Origin of the sequence: Levilactobacillus yonginensis, assembly GCF_003946265.1 — a bacterium.
Taxonomy (GTDB): Bacteria; Bacillota; Bacilli; order Lactobacillales; family Lactobacillaceae; genus Levilactobacillus; species Levilactobacillus yonginensis.
The window spans coordinates 195043-217220 of the sequence record NZ_RHNO01000001.1 but is presented as its reverse complement, the minus strand read 5'-3'; the positions used below and the strand labels follow the sequence as shown (position 1 = coordinate 217220).

At 50.0% G+C, this 22178-nt stretch carries 20 protein-coding genes and 1 pseudogene; 8 read left to right on the top strand and 13 right to left on the bottom strand.

The window, feature by feature from the left end; translation table 11 throughout:
- Nucleotides 1-147: 147 nt before the first annotated feature.
- Together lepA and EKM87_RS00975 are read right to left on the bottom strand one after the other, a co-directional pair.
- A pseudogene (gene lepA, locus EKM87_RS00980) lies at nt 148-1931 on the bottom strand (translation elongation factor 4).
- Nucleotides 1918-2583 (bottom strand): TetR/AcrR family transcriptional regulator, encoded by a 666-nt coding sequence (locus EKM87_RS00975; RefSeq protein WP_125680909.1) that lies wholly within the window; start codon nt 2581-2583, stop codon nt 1918-1920. The pseudogene lepA and the gene EKM87_RS00975 overlap by 14 nt, the downstream one beginning before the upstream one ends.
- Before the next feature lie 315 nt (nt 2584-2898).
- On the opposite strand from EKM87_RS00975, the gene EKM87_RS00970 reads away from it, so the two are divergent.
- The 6 genes from EKM87_RS00970 to EKM87_RS00945 all read left to right on the top strand — a co-directional run bounded on the left by EKM87_RS00970 (nt 2899) and on the right by EKM87_RS00945 (nt 8471).
- Entirely contained in the window at nt 2899-4056 is a 1158-nt protein-coding gene (locus EKM87_RS00970) for a TcaA second domain-containing protein (RefSeq protein ID WP_125680907.1), read from the top strand.
- A 29-nt stretch (nt 4057-4085) separates the two neighbouring features.
- A complete protein-coding gene (locus EKM87_RS00965) occupies nt 4086-4526 on the top strand; it encodes a zinc ribbon domain-containing protein (RefSeq protein ID WP_125680905.1) in 441 nt (146 codons plus the stop codon).
- A 17-nt stretch (nt 4527-4543) separates the two neighbouring features.
- Nucleotides 4544-6016: a zinc ribbon domain-containing protein gene (locus EKM87_RS00960; RefSeq protein ID WP_125680903.1), complete on the top strand. Its 1473-nt coding sequence runs from the start codon at nt 4544-4546 to the stop codon at nt 6014-6016.
- Between the two features lie 21 nt (nt 6017-6037).
- Nucleotides 6038-6832 carry a zinc-ribbon domain-containing protein gene (locus EKM87_RS00955; RefSeq protein ID WP_125680901.1) on the top strand — a complete coding sequence of 265 codons (795 nt, stop codon included), beginning with the start codon at nt 6038-6040 and terminating at the stop codon, nt 6830-6832.
- Between the two features lie 15 nt (nt 6833-6847).
- Entirely contained in the window at nt 6848-7735 is an 888-nt protein-coding gene (locus EKM87_RS00950; RefSeq protein ID WP_125680898.1) for a zinc ribbon domain-containing protein, read from the top strand.
- A gap of 217 nt (nt 7736-7952) precedes the next feature.
- On the top strand, nt 7953-8471 hold the full coding sequence (locus EKM87_RS00945; RefSeq protein WP_125680896.1) for a GNAT family N-acetyltransferase: 519 nt from the start codon (nt 7953-7955) through the stop codon (nt 8469-8471).
- A gap of 77 nt (nt 8472-8548) precedes the next feature.
- On the opposite strand, the gene EKM87_RS00940 is transcribed toward EKM87_RS00945, so the two are convergent.
- The 4 genes from EKM87_RS00940 to EKM87_RS00925 all read right to left on the bottom strand — a co-directional run bounded on the left by EKM87_RS00940 (nt 8549) and on the right by EKM87_RS00925 (nt 13187).
- The gene (locus EKM87_RS00940) at nt 8549-9265 is read right to left on the bottom strand and encodes a response regulator (protein ID WP_125680894.1); all 717 of its coding nucleotides are present in this window, start codon (nt 9263-9265) and stop codon (nt 8549-8551) included.
- On the bottom strand, nt 9262-10863 hold the full coding sequence (locus EKM87_RS00935) for an ATP-binding protein (protein ID WP_125680892.1): 1602 nt from the start codon (nt 10861-10863) through the stop codon (nt 9262-9264). The genes EKM87_RS00940 and EKM87_RS00935 overlap by 4 nt, the downstream gene beginning before the upstream one ends.
- A gap of 213 nt (nt 10864-11076) precedes the next feature.
- Complete coding sequence (locus EKM87_RS00930) at nt 11077-12081, bottom strand: 2-hydroxyacid dehydrogenase (protein ID WP_125680890.1); 1005 nt, start codon at nt 12079-12081, stop codon at nt 11077-11079.
- 32 nt (nt 12082-12113) lie between these two features.
- Nucleotides 12114-13187 (bottom strand): AEC family transporter, encoded by a 1074-nt coding sequence (locus EKM87_RS00925; protein ID WP_125680888.1) that lies wholly within the window; start codon nt 13185-13187, stop codon nt 12114-12116.
- Between the two features lie 284 nt (nt 13188-13471).
- On the opposite strand from EKM87_RS00925, the gene EKM87_RS00920 reads away from it, so the two are divergent.
- On the top strand, nt 13472-14131 hold the full coding sequence (locus EKM87_RS00920; RefSeq protein WP_125680886.1) for an EAL domain-containing protein: 660 nt from the start codon (nt 13472-13474) through the stop codon (nt 14129-14131).
- Nucleotides 14132-14747: 616 nt separating this feature from the next.
- Nucleotides 14748-16391: a peptide ABC transporter substrate-binding protein gene (locus EKM87_RS00915; protein ID WP_125680884.1), complete on the top strand. Its 1644-nt coding sequence runs from the start codon at nt 14748-14750 to the stop codon at nt 16389-16391.
- 769 nt (nt 16392-17160) lie between these two features.
- Here the strand turns inward: EKM87_RS00915 and EKM87_RS00910 are convergent.
- From EKM87_RS00910 to EKM87_RS00880, 7 genes are all read right to left on the bottom strand, one after another.
- On the bottom strand, nt 17161-17649 hold the full coding sequence (locus EKM87_RS00910) for a hypothetical protein (RefSeq protein ID WP_125680882.1): 489 nt from the start codon (nt 17647-17649) through the stop codon (nt 17161-17163).
- A 12-nt stretch (nt 17650-17661) separates the two neighbouring features.
- Nucleotides 17662-18159, bottom strand: coding sequence for a hypothetical protein (locus EKM87_RS00905; RefSeq protein ID WP_125680880.1), 498 nt, complete (start codon nt 18157-18159; stop codon nt 17662-17664).
- 15 nt (nt 18160-18174) lie between these two features.
- A complete protein-coding gene (locus EKM87_RS00900) occupies nt 18175-18681 on the bottom strand; it encodes a hypothetical protein (protein ID WP_125680878.1) in 507 nt (168 codons plus the stop codon).
- A 22-nt stretch (nt 18682-18703) separates the two neighbouring features.
- Complete coding sequence (locus EKM87_RS00895) at nt 18704-19204, bottom strand: hypothetical protein (RefSeq protein ID WP_125680876.1); 501 nt, start codon at nt 19202-19204, stop codon at nt 18704-18706.
- 221 nt (nt 19205-19425) lie between these two features.
- Nucleotides 19426-19968, bottom strand: a complete 543-nt coding sequence (locus tag EKM87_RS00890) for a phosphoribosyltransferase family protein (protein WP_125680874.1) — start codon at nt 19966-19968, stop codon at nt 19426-19428.
- Nucleotides 19969-19974: 6 nt separating this feature from the next.
- Nucleotides 19975-21051 carry an NCS2 family permease gene (locus tag EKM87_RS00885; RefSeq protein ID WP_125680872.1) on the bottom strand — a complete coding sequence of 359 codons (1077 nt, stop codon included), beginning with the start codon at nt 21049-21051 and terminating at the stop codon, nt 19975-19977.
- A gap of 250 nt (nt 21052-21301) precedes the next feature.
- Entirely contained in the window at nt 21302-21976 is a 675-nt protein-coding gene (locus tag EKM87_RS00880) for a hypothetical protein (protein WP_125680870.1), read from the bottom strand.
- Between the last annotated feature and the right edge of the window lie 202 nt (nt 21977-22178).

Below are 22178 nucleotides of genomic sequence, written 5' to 3'. Positions count from 1 at the left end.
TCCCAAATTGTAAACAATGTGGGTTAAGCCTCAACGCAAAAAAAGTCACTGACCAGAACAGGTCAGTGACTTTTCACGTCCGGAACAAGAACTAATTATTTGCCAAAACAACTTGAACTTTTCACCAGTGGTCAACTGGGTTAACGTCTACTTCTCTAAATCCAAAACCGCATTAAACACTTCCTGCGGCAAATCAATATCGCTGTGGGCTGCCTGCCGTTTGTTCACACTTTGACGTCGTAACAGGGCTTGCTTCTTAGCCGTGCTACGCTTTTCCCCGTTAGCCGCAGCGGTGGCACATCCACCCGGGACAGTGCCTTACCTTCCACCACTCCCTGAACGGGCATAGGGTAGAGTTTACGTGGAATCACGAACTTTAATTTTTGGACCAGTTCCTGGGTCACCTTGGGTGCATCCTCACGGTGAACCACAAAGGATAAGGCGTCGACCTTGGCGTAGTTGACGTGAACTTCAATCTTGACCACGTCAGCAATGTCATAGCCTGCCAGTGCCGTCGTCAACGTGGCGTAGCCGTGGGACACGGACTTCAGCGCGTTGAAGAAATCATAAGCAATTTCAGCGAACGGCAGTTGGTAGACCAGAACCACCAGGTCACCCTGGTTGCGCATATCCTGTAGCTCGCCCCGATGCTGGGTCGCCAACTTCATGACGTCGCTCAAGCTGTCACTAGTGGTCGTAATGGTCGCGGTGGCTAAAGGTTCCTCCACGAAATCAATCTGCGAATAGTCCGGGAACTTGATGGGGTTATTCACCACCACGGGGTCCGCCGTATTCTTCAAATGCACCCGGTACGTCACGTTAGGTGCCGTCGTCAGGACGTCCAACCCGTACTCATCGTGCAGGCGTTCGCGGATGATCTGTAAGTGAAAAATGCCTAAGAACCCGCAGCGGAAACCCGCTCCCAAAGCGTCCGAACTTTCTGGCCGGTAATGAAAGGACGTATCGTTCAAGGCCAACTTTTCCACGGCCAGCTGTAGGTCGTGGTAGTGGTCCCCTTGCGGATAGAATCCCGCAAAGACCATGGATTGCGACGGTTCATAACCCGGTAAAGCAGTCGCCGTGGGATTGGCAATCGTTGTCAACGTATCCCCCACGCGCAGCGCCTGGGGATCCTTTAGTCCGGTCACCACGTAACCAACATCGCCGGATTGCAGCTTTTTGGTAGCCACCCGTTGCGGCGCAAAGATGCCAATTTCATTAGCGGTGACTGCCTGCCCATTTGCCATCAATGTCAGCTTATCATTGGCGTTCAAAGCACCATCGACCAGACGGACGTAGGCGATAATCCCTTTGAAAGCGTCATACTGGGAGTCAAAGACCAGCGCCTTTAATGGCTGCTGTGCATCCCCCACTGGTGCTGGGATTCGCGTATGAATGGCCTCCATGACATCGTGCACGTTGAGTCCGGTCTTAGCGGATATTTTTAGCATCTCTCCGTCCGCAAAATCCGGTGACAGCGCCCGAATCTGCTCGGTAGTCCGGTCAACGTCGGCCGCGGCTGCATCGATCTTGTTGATCACCGGAATTACAGTTAGGTGGTTTTCCTCAGCTAGACGCAGGTTAGCCACCGTTTGGGCCTGCACGCCCTGAGTGGCGTCAACCAGCAATAGCGCACCGTCACTGGCAGCTAGGCTTTTGGAGACTTCGTAGGTAAAATCAACGTGCCCCGGGGTATCGATAAAATTGTACGTGTACTCCTGACCATCATCAGCCTGATAGTAGTTCCGCACGGTCCGTGATTTCACAGTCACCCCGTGGGCCTGTTCAACCTGCAGGTCATCCAGTAACTGGGCCTTGCTTTCGCGGTCGCTGACGGTCTGAGTCTGTTCCATGATGCGGTCGGCCAGGGTCGATTTCCCGTGGTCGATGTGGGCAATGATAGCAAAATTACGAACGTTAGATTGTTGCATGAATTTCCTCCTGAAAGATGCCGTCAAGGTAATAGCCAAAGGTGCGGCAAGCCTCGGCTTCGAGATTGATTTGAAATGCCGGAAAATCCGCCGTCAGCGTCGTGTGATTAAATTGGTCGAGTCCGGCCAGATTCATCAGACCACTGATAATGGCACTCTGAATCACAAAAAGATGGGTGGCCGTTTCTACCGACAAACCAGGAATCTGTTGTGCCAATACGGCCCCCAGCCGGGTATTCACGGTATAGAGCGCTTGGCGGTCTTGCGCCGTGCGTTGACGGTCGGCGTGAGCCTCTAATACTGGCCCCCGCAAAGCGTTCAGCCGAACCAGCGTACTGTGGTCGGTAATCAGCGTCCGAGTCTCAGTTAGTAGCCGTGCTTTAAGCTCCGCTGGCGTGTGTACGGGATGCGCGACCAGCCTTTGCGTCAGGTCCGCCAGATACGTTCGATACCCCGTCAGTAGTCCCGTCATAAAGATACTTTCCTTAGTCTGATAGTAGTTAAAGAGTGTCCCCTTGGCGACCCCAGCCGCCTCAGCCAGTTTGGTCATCGAGATATCGCTGAAGCTATACTGAGAAAATAGTTGCCAGGCAGCGGTCGCAATCCGTTGCGCCTTAGCGGACTTTTGGTCCCGACTTAACACGTTGACCATAGGGAATTCCCCCTTTCTAAATTGACCATCAGTCATTTTTCAATCTTGCCATAGTAAACCTCTCGTCCACAACTTGTCAATTAATTTGTGAAAATAGTTATTCCACTTACCTTCCATTAGCGTATAATAACAATATGGTAAAAACTTAATATTTAGGTCGTGTGCGATGCGCAACTTTTTCTGTTTTCGTGCATTTAATACCATACATAATTATCACGTCATTTATTCGAACCGGCTTCAGCTAACGCGAAGGGTTGTCATAAACGCGGAGCTAAAGCCTTTTTTCGTACCTACCCACTTCTAAGGAGAGAAATTATGAAAAAATGTCCTAATTGTCATCAAGAGGTCGCAGCCGATAGCATTTTCTGTGAGCACTGCGGCTACGACTTGCGTCAGACAACCACCGAAGCCGCTGCACAACCAAAGACCAAGGCTAAGCGGTTGGGACGTCGGCGGAAGAATTCTGCTGCAAAACCCGGTAAGCAACCGAAGTCCAAGTGGTTCAAGCGTAGCGTCTGGGCCGTCATTGGAATTGCGGTCATCATTGTGATTGTCCTGGGGGCCTCGTTCTACAATAAACAGGCCGGTAAAGACAAGCAGATTGCCAATATCACCGATATGATCAGTGATAATCAAAGCAACGACCTCGCCAAACTATTGGTTAGTGATAATCCTAACCTGAAAATCACGGGCGACACCGTTCAACCGCTGTTGACCTACGCGCGCACCCATCAGGATTACGTTACCAACATGCGGACGGACCTGCAAAAAAACGGCCAATCCGCTGATCACACGTTTACCCTGATCAAGTCGGGCCACACCATGCTCTTCTTCCCCGTTTACAAGTTGAAAGTCACCACCATGCATCCTACCATTTCTACCAACGTCGACAACGCCACGATTACGGCGAACGGCGATGCCCTGGCCACGTCCAAAAATGACCACTACAGCTACAAGGCCGGTCCACTGTTCCCTGGTCACTATACGTTTAAGCTTTCTGGTAGCCAATCCAACAAGAGCGTCAAGATCAACCTGATTTCCAGCAGCGATACGACCAGGGACGTTAACCTGAGTGTGAAGGCCGCCAAGACTGCCAAAGATACCACCAACGATACCAACGACGACTCAACTGGTGCCACGACCACGGCTAACGATGACAACACCTCTGGTACCAACACCCATGATTCAGATGGTGATGACCAAGGGAATGGTCGCACATACTCGGACTACGACGACCTATCCTCCGATGGTCAAGACGCCGTTGATAATATTTACCAAGCTACCGACTACATGGACGACATCGATGACTACGATTACAGTACCACGCAAGCCCACGACAACGTCATCCAGGTTAAAGTTTACGACGATGATGACGGTGACCACATGGACACGTTCCGCTACGACAAAGCAAACGACATCCTGGCCGTTTACAACTCTGATACTGGCCTCTTCGACAAAGTTACTGATCGTTAAAACTCACTCCCGAAAGGAAGATTCTTCCAATGAAACAGACTTACTACCGTATTTGCTCCAACTGTGGCAACCAAAACAGTGCCGACGCCAACTTCTGTCTCAAGTGTGGGACGACGCTGACCACGGCTGACGACTACGCCATGATTCCCCACGCCGCCGACCAATCGTTCCCGCTGTTTGACCTGGAACTGACACCCGACGAAGTTGCACAGACCAAAACATTTATCATTACCAAGGACACCGAAATTCCGACGGGTTACCGGACTGTTGGCATGATTTTCGCTGAAAGTGACGTTGCTCCCCGGGCTGGCGCTAAGGCCGCTTGGGAGGACATGATGAAGCACCTCTACGCTCTGCTCTTAGCCAAGGGCTACGCTGGTGCCGCCCGCATCACCATTCAGGCCGAACCCATGTCTCCCGGCCAACTTTGCCTGTACGGTGAAGCTTTAGTTCACGATTCCCAACACTAATTCTGGAGGTTTAACCCATGCATTTAACACCGTTCATGGCTCCCGCGGATAATCAACCCGGCGGCCAATCACATTTCTGTCCCAACTGTGGCCAGCCCGTTGCCCCAACGGACACCTTCTGCCAAAACTGTGGGTACAACCTCAATACTGGTCAGGCTTCGGTCGACCAGCCGACGACACCCGTTCAATCAACGCAGACTACCGCACCAGCTAAGCCTGCCCGAGTACGCAAACCTCACAAGCCCTGGGACAAGAAAAAGAAGCTCAAATGGGGTGGCATTGCTGTTGCCATCGTAGCAGTCGCCGGCTTCTTCATCTGGGGCGGCACCCACTACTCCCGCTCGGCCACGTTAGACCGGACCATCAGTCACATTAAGAGTGGTAAGAACATGACCCCTTACTTCACCACCGCCAGTTCTGATTTGAAGCTGTCTAATCAAGCGTTACTGCCCGTGAACCGTTATTACAGCGACCACGGCCAGGCACTGAGCGACTTGAAGTCGGCCTTGAACAGTAACGGTCGCAGCGATGATGGCACCATGACCTTTGAAAAGAGTGGCCACCATTTTCTGATCTTCCCTCGTTACAAAATTAACGTGAGTCCGGTCTACCCAACCGTTAAAACCAACCACTCCGGCAACGTCATCAAGCTGGATGGCAAGAAAATTGCCACGGCGAGCGTTGACGGCTACACCAAGAAATTAGACGCTATGGTTCCCGGTGAATACCACCTGGAAGCCTCTGGTACGGTGGGGGGGCACAAACTGGCCAACAGTAGCGACTACCACATCACCACCAGCAAAACTTACAACCTGGAACTGAAGACAATCTCCCTGTCATTTAACACGGTTCCCGGCTCTGCCATCTACTTGAACGGCAAAAAGCTCGGGACCGCGGATAATAACGGTTCCTACAGCCTGAAGGATGAACCTTGGACCTCCGACATGGCCGTTTACGCGCAATACTCCTCGACCGCTGGTAAGGCAACGACTAACACGGTCAAGTTGAGCGATAGCGATGATCAAGGCAGTGTCGACTTGAAATACCCTGATGTCATTTCTAACAGTGATGCTGATGACTTCTTTAGCAACTTATTCGTAGCCGTTGACGGGATTACCGACGAAGGTGATATCAGCGATGCTACTGACGGGAACGATGATGATTTGGCTGACTTCTTCACAAATGGCAGTAGCAACTCTGATTACTCCGAGTTAGTCTCCATGGCCAAAGGATATGCCAACGATGCCGCCGTCGATTCTACCGATATGACCACCACCATTAAAGACATTAAACCTGGTCCAAATGGTACGAGTCTGGTCACATATAACGTGAAGTACGGTTTCTGGTTAGAGGACGCCGACTACACCCACGTTCAGGTCTTGCAATACACCGCGACTGTTAAGGATTCTAACGGCTCTAATCTGGGCTACGTCATTTCCTCCATCGGACCCGCAACCAAGCTCAGCGACTACCACGACAACGATGACTAGCATTCATTCAGGAGGCCACGCATGAACGACCCACAAAAATTCTGTCCCAACTGTGGCCACGCGCTACACGCGGACACACAGTTTTGCCCGCAATGTGGATATGCCTTAAGCGGCAATACCCCCACACCCGACATCCCCGTAGAGTCAGAACCAACACCAACGGCCACCCGGATGGCGTCCACAACGACGCCCACCGCAACGAACTTTTTGTCCTGGTGGTGGACTTCTTTGAAGCGACCGGGACAACCAGTCGCTGGAAGTACCAACCTATTTGGTATTTTAAACTTAGTCCTGATGATCATCGTCAATACGGCCATGATTGCTTCCATGGACAATCGCTACCTTCACTGGTTTAGCGACAATCCAACGTACCTCAAACGAATCCCTGGTCTCACGATTCGCTTCTCGGCGATTACCGCCCTCTCAGAGGGCCTGATTGTCCTAGTTGTTGTAGCGATTGGCTTTGGTGCGCGTCGTTTATTAGACCGTAATCAAACGTCCAATAGCTTTCTCGAATACGTCAACCAGTTTGGCCATACGGCAACTCCCGCAGTGGTCGTCAGTATTCTGATGCTGGTGATCAGCTTCTTTCAAGATGGGGCTTATGGCGCCTTTATTGACGCAAGTCGGTCCCTCTTGGTCCCTGGTTTTCTACTTCTGAACGCCAGCTTTATCTACAGCCTAGTCCACAACCTCAAGACGCCCCGCTTCGATAAGCTCTATGCCGCTTTACTGGGACAAATTATTGTCGGACTGGGAATCACGATTCTAGTGACCCTGTTAAACGCGCTGCGTCTGTTCCCATTCACGCTCTAGGAAAGGAGTCCACCAATGTCCAACGAAACTAATTTTTGTCCAAATTGTGGGACTGCCCTTCCCGCTGGCTCCAGCTTCTGCCCCAATTGTGGGTATCAGTTGGCCCAGGCAGTCGCTAGTGAACCAGCCCCAGCCACACCGACAGAACCGACCCAAGCGGCCGACACTGGCGCCACACCACAACGCCAGGCGTTAGCCACAGGCACTTTAGCCAGTCGCAATTACTTTTCCTGGTGGTGGGAATCATTTAAGCATCCCCTTTCACCCGTTGAAAATGCCAATCACTGGTTTGGTGTTCTGACGGTCTTTCTCGAAGTGCTCTTAAACACGATTATTCTGTCCATGTTCATGCAACACGCTGTCAATGTCGCCTTGCGGGTGCTTGGCTCAGACGGCAACGCCATCAACGGTGGTTCGCTGATGACCGCTGTGCGGATGGACTTCTTCATCTGTGTTTTCGCGCTGTATGCGCTGGTGGTCGGCGCAGCCTATGGTTTCCGGCGTCTGATCAACGCCCATCAGCCTTTGAACTTCTTCGAGTTTACCAACCACTTCTTTGGTGCGACGAGTTCGATTCTCGCGATTAACCTAGTGGCTTTCCTAGTTGCCGCCATCCTGGTGATCAACGCTGCCACGATTACTGACCTGGGGTCGTTAGCCGCGCACTACGCCATTCTGGCAACAAGTATCTTCGTGCCCAGCATTGCTGTTTTGGTTTTCGGCTACTACCTCACAATTATTCGCGACGTGACGCATCCTCGGCTAGACCCACTTTATACCTGGATCCTAGCCTCCTGTGTACTGGTCGTCATCATTATCATTGTTATTCTGCTGGTGGCACTCTTTACTGAAGCGCCTCTGAGAAGTCTCGGTGACGCCATTGATACCTATTCAGGTTACTAATCTCAATAATAAATTGGTCGCACTCCGGCTTTAGTTGTCCTTTTAGCATCATCATTGCAAAAGGTTTACGTACGCCATCCACGATGACCAACTGATAGGACATTAGTTAGTAACGAAATACAGTGTAAGCCGAAAGGTCACCCCGCGTGGTGGCTTTTTTATTAGTCAGTCACGTGCTACGCTAGTACCAAGCATATTAGAGAGAAGGCACCTACTCATGAGTTTGATTTACATTCGCCGAGCACAACCGGCCGATATTCCCGCCATCATGCCGATCATTACGCACGCCAAATCCCAGCTAAAGGCCAGTGGGAGCCCGCAATGGCAAGACGGTTATCCCAACGAATCAGCCATCGCGACCGACATTGACCAACAGAACAGTTGGATTCTGTTGGTCGACGGGCAAATTGCCGGAACGGCCGCGTTAATTGTCGGCGACGATCCCAACTATCACCAAATTGACGGGGCTTGGGCCAACACCACGGATCCCTACGCCACGATTCACCGTATTGCCCTCGGCGCTGGCTTCACGGGCAAACATCTCAGCCACTACTTCTTCTCCAATCTACTGAGTGTGGCTTACCAGGCTGGTGTCCGTAACTTTCGCGTCGACACCCACGCCATGAATCAACAAATGCAGGCGTTAGCGACTAGCCTGGGTTACCAGTACCGGGGCTTAGTCAACGCTAACGGTGTCCGCCGGGCGTATGAACTGAATTTAACGACGGCCAACTAACCGATATTCCAGCGATAAGAAAGGCCCCGTCACATCACCAACCATTGGTGACGTGGCGGGGCCTTTTGCGGTCTCAACTATGATAGATATTCGTTTAAAGTGGCTTCACCCTGGCCATCGACTCGAAACTTGGTTAAGGGGCGACCGCTGTTCTGATACACGATGCGGGAGCCCAGAAAGCCAATCTCCGTGAGAAAATCCACGTATTTTTTGGTCGACACCCGGGACAATCCCGTCTGGTCCGCAACGTCTTGATTGGAAAACTCGGAATCAAATTGACGTAGCGTCTGGACGATCCGTTGGAGGGAGAGTTTAGCCAACCCTTTGGGTAAATCATGGCTCGTTTCCGGTTGCATCGTTGCCGTCGTCCCCTGAAACAGGCTATCCAGGTCCGTCTGTGAGACGGTATGTTTATCATCGACCACCTGTAGTCGCGTGAACTTAGCAATCGCCTGTTCAAACCGATCAAACGAAAACGGCTTGATCAAGAAATCCAGGACGCCGTAGTTGACGGCCTCCTTTAGGGTCTGCTGGTCGTTGGCCGCCGTCATCATGATGACCTGCGGATGTAGCTGGCGTTTCAAGAGTTCCGCTAAGAACTCGGTCCCACTCACCTGTGGTAAATACATATCCAGTAAGATCAGGGCGTATTCGTCCAAATCGGCCAGGTCTAAAGCCACCACTGCGCTCTCACACTCGGTGACCGTGGCACTGGCTAGCTGGGTAATCCGGTCCAAAAATTTGTGATTGATTAGCCGGACCATGGGATCATCTTCAATTATTAATATCTTCATTTCAACGCTTCCTTGGTTTCAACTAAAACGGTCATAACGGTTCCATATGGCTGATTATCAGTAATGGCTAACTGCCCATGCAACGCTGTCACAGCGGCATGAATAATGCCCATTCCGTACCCACGATGGGGACCCTTGGTGGAAAAGCCCTGCGTAAACATCTGTTGCCGGACATCGGGCGCGATGCCGCTCCCAGTGTCACTCACCACGATTTGTAGTTGGGACCCGGTCAGGACTAATTTCAAACTGATCAAGCTCCGGTCATCGGGTTGACGAATGGCCCCAATCGCGTTATCCAGCAGATTAGAGATGATACGGAGCAATAACACCTCGACCTTCCCGTCAAAGGCTGCTTGGGGCACAGAAGCGTCCTCAGCCACCTTAAACGTGATTCCCTGCTCCTTAGCTTCCTTGCTCTTCCCCAGGATCAGGCCGATCATAGCCGGCCACTTGATCTTATCTGTGACGTAGCCAATATCGTGATGGTAATTATCGGTAATCTGGCCCACAAATTCTAGGGCGCGGGGATATTCTTCTAGCTCCAATAAGCCGTTGATCACCTGGAGTTGGTTCATAAATTCATGCGTTTGCCCCCGTAACGAGGACACGTAATGTTCGGTTCCGGCGAGCTTATCAATCAAACCGGAGATTTCGGACATATCGCGGATCAGACAAACCTGACCGATTTGTTTGCCCCGGACCAGCAGGTCATTGGTGGATAACAACAACTGCTTATCACGGAAAGAGGCTTCGATGCCCCCCGTGGCGGCCTGGGTCACTGCAGCGCCAGTAAAGAGGGTCTCCCGCAAATCCACTGGTAAAGCTTGATTCAAGACCAACTCTCGGCCGAACAAGGATTGCGCCGTGTGATTAGCGGAGATGACCACACCATCGCGGTTGATGGCAATGACGCCTTCGGGCAATGAGTTGTCGATCAAGGCCTGTTGGGCGGTTTGCTCGGAGATTTCACTAGGTTCCATTCCGAGCAACAAGTAGCGTAAATACATACCGAGCAAAACGGAAAGCACCAGCCCGACCAATAAACCAAGCAGGCCCCCAATGAGGATGGGCCGCGTCTTATGTTGGAGTTGCTGATTCAGGTTCTGCTGCGTAACCCCCACACAGACGACCCCAATAATTTTGCCGTGAGCTCTGACCGGGTAAAAAACGCGGTATTCGGGGCCCAGCACACCTGGCTCAGTAGAATAGCGTGTCTGCCCTTGCAGGGCCGGGGCGGGGTCTTTAAGTGAACTAAAATGGTGACCCACGTCCTGATTGTGTGGATGAGACAGCCGAATCAGATCATGGTTCATGACCACGATAAAATCCACGTCGTCCCGTTTGACCAAAGGTTTGATGTAGGCCTGGAGATTGGCCGATGTCCCCGCGTTGGATGAGGCAATGACGCGTTTGACTTCCGTCATTTTAGCGGTCGATTTGGCAATTTTAAGAATGCGGCTCTGAATAGCCTGCTTGTTCTCCGCCACCGTATCCCGGTGAATCAGGAAAACAGTGGTTGCCACCGAAACCCCAATCGTTAACGTCATGATAGCAATCACCATCGCCCAAAATGGCAGGTGTTTTTTAAAAAACTTCATCAACAATGTCCCCTCACTCCTCCTAATATACTGAAATCGGTTGCGTTAGGCAACTGTTAAGGCTACTCGAAACGGTGGCCGTTAATCCCCTTTCAATTGGATACGTTTAGGGGCAACCGGTTTAGCTACGCAATCACTGCCTGCGACACCCCGCCTGATGACGCCAAAAAAGGTGCGGAGGAAAGTCCTCCGCACCCGTTTAATGGTGATTGCTTATTTAGCGTGAATGGCGTTCTTAGTAGCACCCGTCGTCAAAATATCGTGGAAATTATCGTAACTGATACTGATCATGTCTTGCAAAGCTGGTTCCGTGTAAGAACCAACGTGTGGTGTAATCAGGACCTTAGGGTTAGCCCGCAACAGGTCTTGAACCTCTTGGTTAGGCACAGCGTCAACGCTGTCAAACTTCTTACCTAAGATGTTCACTTCGTCTTGCACAACGTCGGCACCGTAACCGTCGATTTGACCGTCGTTCAAGCCCTTTAAGATGGCTGGAATGTTGGACAATTCACCACGCGCGGTGTTGATCAATACGGCGCCCTTCTTCATTTGAGAAACGAAGGTGTCGTCGACCAAGTTTTCGTTCTTGCCTGGGAAGTAAGGCACGTGAATGGAAACAATGTCACTTTGCTTAAGCAAATCTGGTAATTCCATCAATTCAGCTAATTCCTTGGCAGCGTCAGATGGGTATGGGTCGTAAGCCACAACCTTGGCACCTAAAGCCTTGTACAGCTTAGCTTCCGTGTAACCGATCCGGCCGATACCAACGATACCAACGGTGGCCGTGTGGATTTCCTTACTGAACATTGCTGGGGAGATGGTGAAATCAGCTTGGCGCGTTTGACTAATGCCCAAGTTTACGTGACGGAAAAGGGTCATGCCCAAGGTAAAGGCTAATTCGGCAACGGCGTATGGGGAGTAGGCTGGTACTCGAGCCATTTCGATGCCTAAATCAGCGGCAGCCTGCAGGTCCATGTGGTTAAATCCAACGGAACGGGTGAAAACGTACTTGATGCCCCAGCTGGCAAACTTTTCTAAGTTCTGACGGTCGGCAACACAGTTCCCACGAACCAACACGGCGTCAGCACCCTTAGATGCTTCGGCGTTGTCATGAGTTAAGAGGTCTTCAACGTAGGTCATTTCAAAGTCATACTTGTTCAATTCATCAAAGTAAGGCCGTTCAATTGGCCGAACACCGTAGGACGTAATTTTTACCATTTTAAAAGCACTCCTTTTCTTTCATTAAACTTCTAGTGGAAAATACCCAAACCGTTGATAACCGTCAAGATAGCAATCCAGATTGGCATCATTACCACGGCACAGATGGTCGAGATAAAGGACGCGTTGGAAGACATAACGGCTTCACGGTCAAAGCTAATAGCGTAAGCGGAAGCAACGGCGGCAGTTGGCGTTGCCATCATGACAACAATCGTTGCAACGGCCGTGAAGCTCAGTGGCAGGATACCCGTAATGTCGAGGACCCAAAGCAGAATCAAGTTCAATAATGGCACGATGATAACCTTGTTGAAGGCGTAGTACCAAGGCGTCTTGTCCTCGGCAGCGTCCTTGAAGGAAATTGATCCTAAGGTAACACCAATTGCCAACCAAGCTAATGGTGAAGACAAGTTAGCTAAGTAAGTCAGTGGCTTGTAGAGCCAAAGGGCCGTTTGGTCGATTCGGTAGAAAGCCACGGTCGTCATGCCCGTTTGTTGAACCCCGTTGAGGGCGGCGTGGACCGTTACTTGAGGAACCAAGTGTTGGCCGAGCCACATGAACAGACCTAAGAAAGTTGCGATAACGATTGGGTTGGCGAACATCTTCTTGATGTTCTTACCTTCCATCTTCAAGCCAGACATCTTAATGTAGGCGTAAGAGTAAAGGAAGATCCGGTAACCGATGTTGAAGATGGAACTGTACATAACACCCTTGGCACCGTAAACGGCCCCAACGATAGGAATACCGAAGAAAGTGGTTGAACCGAAAGTGGTTAAGATAGCTAAGACTTCACGTTCTCCCTTAACGTAACGTTGGTACATAAATGGGGTAACGAAAATCAAAAGAATATAAATCACAATCCCCCATACTAAGACGCCCATACCTTGCTTGAAGGCATCACCATCCATGGGTTGCATGAATGAATTAAAGGCCAGTGCTGGGATAGCCACACTCAGGGCAACTTTGGTCAAAACCTTTCCAAAGTTTTCGCCGAAGGTTCCCCGCCGACGGAGGAAGAACCCTAATAGGATAATGAAAATGGTAGAAGTAATGGAACTAATAATTGCTGCGTTTGTGAACGTAGATTCAACTGCTTTAAGCACGCTCATTCTTGTCGCCTCCATGATTAATCTATATGATAGTTCCATATTATCTTCCTTTTGCTCATTAATATACATATCGAAAGTTTTGTAAGTAATGTAACTTATGTAAGTGCCCGAATAACCAGTGAAGAAACTCACGTTTGGGTAAACCACGGGACAGTTCGGAGAAATTGACGGACAAAATAAGGGACGACTTATACCATTTGGCCTGTAAATAAATTTGGTGATGCTGTATACTGGACTCTACCGTTTAGCCCTAGAGTGCAACGGGAAAGAGGGTTTTATTCTAAATGTATCGATTCTTCGTTCAGCCGCAAATTAACGCGGTCACACAAAAATTAGCGGGCTACGAGCTGTTATTACGTTCGTACTGCCACGACTATTGGGTCACACCAACTGATTTCACGGCCCTACCGATGGACCAGCAAGTCTCTTTGTCCTATCAAGAGATTACGAATATCCTGAAGGACCATCCCGACAATCCTGAAATTTCATTTAACCTAAATCGCAAACAATTTATGGATCCCCAGACTATTGGGCACATGATCCATCTTAAAAAATCAATCAAGCATCTCCAATTGACCGTTGAACTGACGGAAACGCCATCACTGGCTGAGCTGCACCGCTATGTACCACTGTACCGGAGCTTCCACATCCAATTGAGTCTAGACGACGTGGGCACTGACAATCAATGGTGCCCGGCGGTTCAGGCAGCCCTACCGTTTATGGATAGCATTAAGTTTGCCATGCAAAACTTCCGGCTCCAACATCGGCAAGCAGATCTCATGGACAGTCTGAATGCTTGGCGTAAAATTGCCGACATGTACCAACTGGACCTGACCGTCGAAGGCGTTGAGAATGAGGACGACGTCGCCCTGGCCCAACAATACAATGCTCAGATGACACAGGGGTATTTTTATAGTAAACCGGTACCTTACTGCGCTGAGTAATCCGCTCTTAAATCATCATAGAGACTTGTTCTGACATCCATCTGGATACAGACGAGTCTCTATTTTTTTATACCAAAATCCTCAGACATTTCCCTCGTCTATTATCTGCTGAACCGCTAGATACCACCGTCTATTAAGTAATTATCCCGATAGTCATTTCCCATATAAATTATGAGTATTCAATGAGTTCATAAAATAATTTCCAAACAGCTTCACCCAGATTCCTTCTATAAACTCTTTATAAATCCTGTAATACCGGATTTTAACTAATTTCAATTCAACGGTTGACAAAGCACAGCCCCCTCGCTATTATTAGAGGCATATTAGAAATACACGAACGCATCACCAGGAAGAGTAGCTGTTCACGCTAAGTCTAGAGACCACCGGTAGCTGAAAAGGTGGCTTACAACTGAGCAGCGAAGATGAGCCTGGTAGCTAACAGCTGGTGCAAGCCGGTTGTTCGACATGAAGCCCGTTACCGCTTCCGACTTTTGGCAACAGAAGTTACGGAGATGGTGGGCGCGAGTCCCCCATAAAACAAGGTGGCACCGCGAGTGAAATCGTCCTTATGTAGAGATTACATAAGGACGATTTTTATTTTAGGAGATGTTTTGGGATGAAGAAAAAGGGAACGGTTTTAGCAGTTGCAGCAGTTATTGGATTAACGTTAGCCGGTTGTGGGAGCCAGTCTAGCAGTAGTAGTTCCACCGGCAAGTATGCCGCCAAGCAGGAGTTGAACTGGACGGAGTCTTCCGAACTCGCCTCCTCCGACCTGGCGCAAGCTACCGATACCCTGAGTTTCACAGTCTTGCAGAACACGCAGGAAGGTCTTTACCGTTTGAACAGTAAAGGCGTTCCCGCCAACGCCCTGGCCACGAGCACCAAGGTCACTAACGGCGGCAAGACTTACACCTTCAACTTACGCAAGGGTGCCAAGTGGTCCAACGGTGACACCGTGACCGCCAAGGATTTCGTTTATTCCTGGCAACGGACGCTGGATCCTAAGACCGCTTCGCAAGACGCCTTCTACCTCTATCAGGTCAAGAACGCCGAAGCCGTCAACAAGGGAAAGAAGTCGCTCAGTGCTTTAGGTATCAAGGCCGATGGCAAATACAAACTGACCGTGCAACTGACTAAACCTGTTTCCTACTTCAAGAAATTACTGGCTTGGCCCCTCTTCTACCCATTGAACGAAAGTGCCGTCAACAAGTTTGGGAAGAAGTATGGGACCAGCTCCGCTACCACGGTCTACAACGGCCCATTCCGTTTGACCAAGTGGAACGGGACCGGCAAGTCCTGGACATTGGCTAAGAACAAGACCTACTGGGACAAGCAAGCCGTTCACCTGGACAAGATCAACGAACAAGTGACCGAATCCACGACGACTAGCTACAACCTGTACAATGCTAAGAAGACCGATGAAACACTCTTAAGTGGCCAACAAATCAAGAACAACAAGAACAGTAAGGACTTCGTTAAACGCCTCCCTACTGGTTCCCAACGGTTGGATTTGAACCAAAAGAAAGTAGCCGCCTTTAAGAACACCAACGTTCGTAAAGCCCTCTCCTTAGCCATCGACCGCAACCAATTGGTCAACGACGTTCTGCAAGATGGTTCAATTGCTTCCAAAGGCTTCGTCCCAGCTGGCATGGGCAACAACCCTAAGACTGGTGAGGCCTTCAACAAAGAAGCCTACGTGAAGTCCGGCGTTTCTTACAACTTGAACCAAGCTAAGAGCCTGTTAGCCAAAGGCTTGAAGCAAACTGGTGACAAGAAGCTCGACGTGACCCTGTCTGTTTCCGACACCGACACCAGCAAGCAAACCGCTGAATTTGTTCAAAGTTCCCTCGAAAAGTTACCAAACGTTAAGGTCACCATCAAGACGGTGCCTTACGTGCAATTGATTACCCAACAAAACAACGGGAACTACGAACTGACCTTAGCCGGCTGGCAATCTGTCTTCGCCGACCCAATCAACTTCTTGGACGTCTTCGAAGCCAACTCCAGTTACAACACGACTGGTTGGAAGAACACCCAATTTGATAAACTCCTCGACGAAGCTGAAAACCAAGACGGCAACAAGCCAACGACGCGTTGGAACAAGCTGGTCAAGGCTGAAAAAGTGCTGATCAACGACCAGGGAACGATTCCACTGTACCAAGCTGCTAAATCACAACTGTTACGCAGCAGCGTTAAGAGCATCGTGTACAACGGTGCCGGTGTGCCTTACGACTTCAAGACGACCTACATCGCCAAGTAATCGACGACCGCTACCAAACGATTCGATTCAGTCCCTAACACCCCCCTCTTGTATAAACGTATTAATATAGAAGAAACAGGTTCCAACCAGCGTTTGAAGTGCGCGTAGTTGGAACCTGTTTTTTTAGTTTGTATTGGTTTGGGGAATCTGGTGAACGGCCGCCTCCGGCCGCCAGGGCGGAGGCCTGCTGTGGGGACCGCCTGCAGCCAAAGTACGGGCTTCCGGCTCGACTTGAAGCCCCGCTGAAACCCCTGCGGGTCTCCAAGCTCGTCCCGTGTTATCTGACCAAAAACCCGGTCAGATAACACCGACACGGCCGGCCCCCGCCCTGGCAACCTCCGGCTACGCTAGATCAACAATCTTACACGGATCAACAGGTTAAAAAGGTTTCACCCAGTTCAGCTGCGAAAACTTGATTACTTTAACAATGGCTCAGCTAAATAACTGCCCCAACAAACTACCAGTGATAAGGGTTCATCTCTATCCATATCCAAACATGACCATCTAGCACAATCCAGTTCATCACGAAAGCTAAGTTACGTTAACTCACCAATAGTAGTCGTAGGTGGTCCGGACTGATTCACGCAGTGCTAACGTCATTGATTGGCTGAATTGGCCAATCGATGACGTGGGACGAGCTTGGAGACTCGTCGAACTTTACGAGGCTTCAAGTCGAGCCGAAGGACCGCTCCCCAGGCCGCAGGTGGTCCCCACACTGTGGGTCAGTCCGGGCCACTGGAGACGGCAAGTAACAACCAGTTTAAACAGCTTAAATACTATACGTCCACATATGACTCCGCAATGGCTGCCGGAAAAGATAGACATTTTCGCCATCCATCCGGAGTTTCAATGCCATTTTCTTCTTTCCCAACACTTTCACGTTAACCTGCTTACGGCTAATGAAAACTGGGGAATCCAGATCCGCTTTATTCCGTGAATAGAGCCGGTAAACCCCTTTGGCCTTTTTGGTATATGTAACGGGTACCTTGGTGGTCATTTCCCACCGAAGTGGCTTGAGCGACTTTTTCTTACTCGTATAAGTCCGCAACGTAAAATTCTTGGTCAAGGATAATTTGACCACGCCATAACGATGCCAATCATTCTCATCTTTTCCTAAATAGCCGTACCAACTTCCCTTGAGGCTACTAGGCAGTTTGACCGTTTTGCTGGCCGCCTGAACTGGGGCCGTGGTCCCAACTAGAAATAAGCCAACGCTGGCAATTCCTAAGATTACCCCTTTAAGTCCTGCTTTGATCATCATATTCGCTCCTTAACTGAAGTAGCTATCTGGTCCCCATGAATGGGTGCGCAGCGGTTGTCTAAAGGCATAGGTGTTTTCCCCCTCTGCCCGAAGCCAGAGTGCCGTCGTCTTTTTACCACTGACTTTGACCTGTTTTTTCCGCAACGTTGGTAAAGCTGAACTATCAAACTTAACCGCATTGGCCCGTAAAATGTAGCGTTCATGCCCCTTTTGGTTAACCTTCTTCGTGATAACTAGTGGCAAAACCAGACTGTATTGCCACTTCTGGTGAGTTAAATTCTGGTTCGCCGTAAACATATCGGCAACCGTGAGCCGACTATTAGTAATCGTCATCTTATCAACTTCATAGTAAGATTTACCATGTTGTTTCACCTTACCCACGTACCCGTACCACACACCTTGGTAACTTGCTGGCAACTTAGCCGATTGACTGGCCGCCTGTGCTGGTGCACTGCTAGCCAAGGCTAGTCCCAATGCGGCTAACCCTAAGAACATTAATTTCTTCATTATTAGTTATCCTCTCTAGACATCTGTTGGCGCAAAATCCTCAAAATCCCAACCCCAAGCGTGAGTCCGCAACGGTTGCCGAAAGGCATAGAGCGTATCCGGTTGCGCTGTCATCTTCAGTGCCTGCAGCCGTTGACCATTAACCTTAACCGTGACTAACTGCATGTGATCGATGTCGTCAGCGAACCCCGCCGTGGAGATGGTGTAATACGTTTGATGGTGCTTATTGACCTTTTTACCGTAACTTGTCAGCGTGTGTTCTTCCCACTGCCAGTCCAGCTGACTAAGGTCGCTGTGAGTCGTTTTCAAGTACGCGTAGTCAAACCGATTACGGGTAAAGCCCACCTTAACCACATTGTACGTTCTCACGTGATCCACCTTTTCTGAGCACACGTACCCGTACCAAGTTCCCTGATAACTCTTAGGCAACTGGATCTTCGCCTGAGCAGTGACCCCACCGGCCAATAACGTGAGTCCCAGACTGACCACGCCTACTAAAATATGTCGTTTCACTTGTCTCATCCCCACTCACATTCTCTCTGGATCACTCATAAATATCAAACGAATCTTCGTACTCTTCACCCCAGGCATGGCTTCGGGTCGGCTGACGGAAGAGGTAGAGGTTCTCGTACCCCACGTTCAAAATCAGCGCCGTCCGGGCAATACCAACACCCTTAACGTTACCCAACCGAATCTTTCCCAGCGCATCCTCATCGGTGCGAGCCGTGAAGATCCGATAAATCTGGCGACCTTTTCGATCAACCTTGCCGCGGTAGGATGCCTTCGCCGAAGCTCCCCAGGTCCACTTTAAATTCTTAAACCGCGGGTTAGTTGTGTTCTCATAGTCGTAACTAATGTGATTGGACTTAATCGTCACCTGATTGAAGTAATACCGCCGAACGTGGTGACTCTTTTCAGAACTAATGTAGCCGTACCAAGTCCCCTGATACTGAGTTGGTAGCGTATCGGCCTGAGCTGGCACTGATAGCAATGCACCGCCTAAAACGACGCCTGCCAAACCAAACAGCAATCTCTTAATGCTCATCCGCTTCCCCTGCTTTCCGAAACAATTGTTGATTAAACTAACTAAATTAAATATAGTTCAACATTGTTAATAAGACAAGACGTTTTTATTTTGCAGGGGAAAAGTCTGATTTGACGCAAATCCAGCCCCTAATTTTGTGTTTCTCAACTGTTTAAATCTGTCCGAAATAACCAAAAAAAGCGCTGTGAATTAGTCATCCACAACGCTGGCATACTCGTTTTCTATAGAGGAAATAATGGTAGTTTGGCTAAGTACTGGATATCAGTCCGGTCGGCCGCATCCCCTTCGGCCAGCACTGCCACCTGCCCAACCACCGTGGCCCCAGCTTTTTCAATCAGGGCCTGAGCGGCGGTCAAAGAACCGCCACTGCTGATAACATCGTCAACAATCACGACTCGCTTATTGGCCAAGCGGTCTGCATCGGCACCATCTAATACCAATTCTTGGGGTGCGCTGGTCGTAATGGCCGTCACTGGCACCTTCAAAGGGTCACGCATATAATCCTTCTCTGACTTCCGTAAAACAACGAACTGCGGGTGCGCCGTCACCCGACTCAGTTCCTGGGCCAGCGGAATCCCTTTGCTTTCCATTGTAACCAAATAATCAAAGTCAGCTGGCACCTGTTTAGCCAAAGCCCGAGCGGCATAGTCCGTTAGTTCAGCATCACCCAACAGCACAAACGAAGCGATAGCCAATTCATCACTGATTGGGACAATTGGTAACTGCCGCGTTAACGGCCCCACTTTTAGTTCATACGTTTCCATGCGTTCCTAGACCCCCAGTCCAATGAGTGGCAGAATAAATTTCAACGCGGCTCCCGATAACAGCCCGGCAAACGGATCGGCCACCGCCGTCACCACGAGCGTAATTGCTGCAACAGTTCCATCTGCACCATGCAAGGCCGCAGTCGCATTCTCTGGAAAAATCACGACGGTTCCCAAAATAAACAGGAAGCCCGCAATCGACGCACTCGGCACGTATTTACCCAACTTCGGTAACCAGCCAATAGCTAAAATGGCCGCCATAATCAACATCATCATGATGCCGGCAACGACCGGTTCCGGTGCACTGGCCGTCGCTGAAATAATGGCTTCTACTGGCGCCCCGCCTAATAGACTGGTCCCCATATCCGCCAACGCCTGGGTCCCCGTTAACAGGTTCAGGTCGACTGGATTGGGTTTCTGCCCCGTCATTTGACCGGTAATCAGACCATACGAGATGTTGGCCCCGATGTTCAGACAAGCCAGACTCAACGCGCCACGAACTACCCGCAGACTAATGGTCGGCTTCGTGAAGATGAAGCGCCGCGCCGTCACGTGTTCCGGCAACTCAGCACGGTAGTGTTCGATAAATACCGCGGCCAGGCTGGACCCCACAACAGAAATCACGATGGTCCACACCAGATCCTTGGTTATCAGATAAGTGATGGCAGCCAGACCGACGGATAACCAGCCAGTCAATTGTTCATCTTTCGCCATTCCCAGCGCAATCTTGGCTAGCATGATGCCTACACCGGCCATCATGCCGGCCATAATATTATTTCCCAAAATCGCAACGATCTTAGTCAGCGTTCCCGTGACCCCAATCAACAACATGATGATTGAGCCACCCAGAATAATGGACGTTCGTTCGCGTAGGTTCCGGCCCAATTTACCGGTCAGTGCTAACGATTCCGCCTGAAACGACAACGGTGCCACGGCGCCGAAAGCGCCGTTGACCGCGGAAGCAAAAATAAAAGAAAACATGGTCGGAAAAATGGCAAACCCCAATGACATGGCCATGATTCCCTGTGGAATACCGTTCAAAACAACACCGATGGCCGCTAACAAATCAGCTAACCAATGCATATCCGTTCCCCCCTATGTGTCCACTACCGTACAACTTACTATGTCCATAGCCTCAGCCAGCCGCCAACTATTCTCGGAGGCCAGCAACCACTAAATTCGTATTTATGGCTAATCATACGTGACTTTTAGGTGATTGTCTATCTATTTTATTTATATTCACGAACTATTTATATAAAACCCGTAATTAAATTCGTATATAATTTAGTCGCAAAAAAATGTCACCCAACATTGGTCGAGTGACATCGTAAATTCAATCATAATTAGTTGTGGTTACTAAACGTTGCCGTTCAATAATCGCCAAGCGAATAAGTTGCCAGGAAGCTGGTAGCCGCAGGGCATTTACCCGTTGGTGATCCAATGCCAAGACGTCATGAACCAGACGACGGCTCCGTTGCCCACAACTCTCTGGTTCTTGAAATCTAGCCACAGCCGTTGGTTTCCGCAGCTGTCGCAGCAAACGCTGGAGAACTGGTAGTCCTTGCGGTTGAAGCAACTGATGCGCGGTCACTTTGGTTTGCCATAGCCAACAGAAAGCCTGCTGGGCTGCCGCCAGGGCGGCGGGGGAATCCGGGGCAACCGTCAGTCCCACTAACGCGGCCGCCGTGCTCAGGAGGTCCGCGTGACTCAACGCCGCAACATCTAGTAATAAGTACCAACTGGCTTGCGTCGCGGCATCCCCTGGTCCTTCATTTGCCAAGGTCATTTGGGAAAGGAGGCGGTCAAACGGTGTTCGTTCCAGTCTTTTCATCACAGTTTCCGGAGTTGCCTGTGGCACAATCTCCATCAGGTCCTCATCGTCATCCAACACCAACAAGTCCCGTTGATCATTTGCCGCTAGGGCGCACACACTATCGGTTGAATCCGATGACCATGGCAACTCGGGCACAAAATCTGCGCCATGTACCTGAACGTTATACTGTTTCACACCGCTCACCCCCATTTCTTCATTGAGTGTACCGCATTAGAGCCGGTAGAAGGCAACCAATTTATCCAAAAAGAAAGTTTACAGCCACCACCCTCGCCGTTTCAACAAATATAAGCACAAATTGTTGCAGTTTAATTTATGAACGCGTAAGATAATTGGTATTACTTAGAGTTAGTCGAACACTAACCACTTAGGAGGAGAC

Bases quoted from the DNA above. Each gene is read 5' to 3' on its own strand.
- EKM87_RS00975 (WP_125680909.1), bottom strand. From the start codon at position 2,583: ATGGTCAACGTGTTAAGTCGGGACCAAAAGTCCGCTAAGGCGCAACGG.
- EKM87_RS00970 (WP_125680907.1), top strand. From the start codon at position 2,899: ATGAAAAAATGTCCTAATTGTCATCAAGAGGTCGCAGCCGATAGCATT.
- EKM87_RS00965 (WP_125680905.1), top strand. From the start codon at position 4,086: ATGAAACAGACTTACTACCGTATTTGCTCCAACTGTGGCAACCAAAAC.
- EKM87_RS00960 (WP_125680903.1), top strand. From the start codon at position 4,544: ATGCATTTAACACCGTTCATGGCTCCCGCGGATAATCAACCCGGCGGC.
- EKM87_RS00955 (WP_125680901.1), top strand. From the start codon at position 6,038: ATGAACGACCCACAAAAATTCTGTCCCAACTGTGGCCACGCGCTACAC.
- EKM87_RS00950 (WP_125680898.1), top strand. From the start codon at position 6,848: ATGTCCAACGAAACTAATTTTTGTCCAAATTGTGGGACTGCCCTTCCC.
- EKM87_RS00945 (WP_125680896.1), top strand. From the start codon at position 7,953: ATGAGTTTGATTTACATTCGCCGAGCACAACCGGCCGATATTCCCGCC.
- EKM87_RS00940 (WP_125680894.1), bottom strand. From the start codon at position 9,265: ATGAAGATATTAATAATTGAAGATGATCCCATGGTCCGGCTAATCAAT.
- EKM87_RS00935 (WP_125680892.1), bottom strand. From the start codon at position 10,863: ATGAAGTTTTTTAAAAAACACCTGCCATTTTGGGCGATGGTGATTGCT.
- EKM87_RS00930 (WP_125680890.1), bottom strand. From the start codon at position 12,081: ATGGTAAAAATTACGTCCTACGGTGTTCGGCCAATTGAACGGCCTTAC.
- EKM87_RS00925 (WP_125680888.1), bottom strand. From the start codon at position 13,187: ATGAGCGTGCTTAAAGCAGTTGAATCTACGTTCACAAACGCAGCAATT.
- EKM87_RS00920 (WP_125680886.1), top strand. From the start codon at position 13,472: ATGTATCGATTCTTCGTTCAGCCGCAAATTAACGCGGTCACACAAAAA.
- EKM87_RS00915 (WP_125680884.1), top strand. From the start codon at position 14,748: ATGAAGAAAAAGGGAACGGTTTTAGCAGTTGCAGCAGTTATTGGATTA.
- EKM87_RS00910 (WP_125680882.1), bottom strand. From the start codon at position 17,649: ATGATCAAAGCAGGACTTAAAGGGGTAATCTTAGGAATTGCCAGCGTT.
- EKM87_RS00905 (WP_125680880.1), bottom strand. From the start codon at position 18,159: ATGAAGAAATTAATGTTCTTAGGGTTAGCCGCATTGGGACTAGCCTTG.
- EKM87_RS00900 (WP_125680878.1), bottom strand. From the start codon at position 18,681: ATGAGACAAGTGAAACGACATATTTTAGTAGGCGTGGTCAGTCTGGGA.
- EKM87_RS00895 (WP_125680876.1), bottom strand. From the start codon at position 19,204: ATGAGCATTAAGAGATTGCTGTTTGGTTTGGCAGGCGTCGTTTTAGGC.
- EKM87_RS00890 (WP_125680874.1), bottom strand. From the start codon at position 19,968: ATGGAAACGTATGAACTAAAAGTGGGGCCGTTAACGCGGCAGTTACCA.
- EKM87_RS00885 (WP_125680872.1), bottom strand. From the start codon at position 21,051: ATGCATTGGTTAGCTGATTTGTTAGCGGCCATCGGTGTTGTTTTGAAC.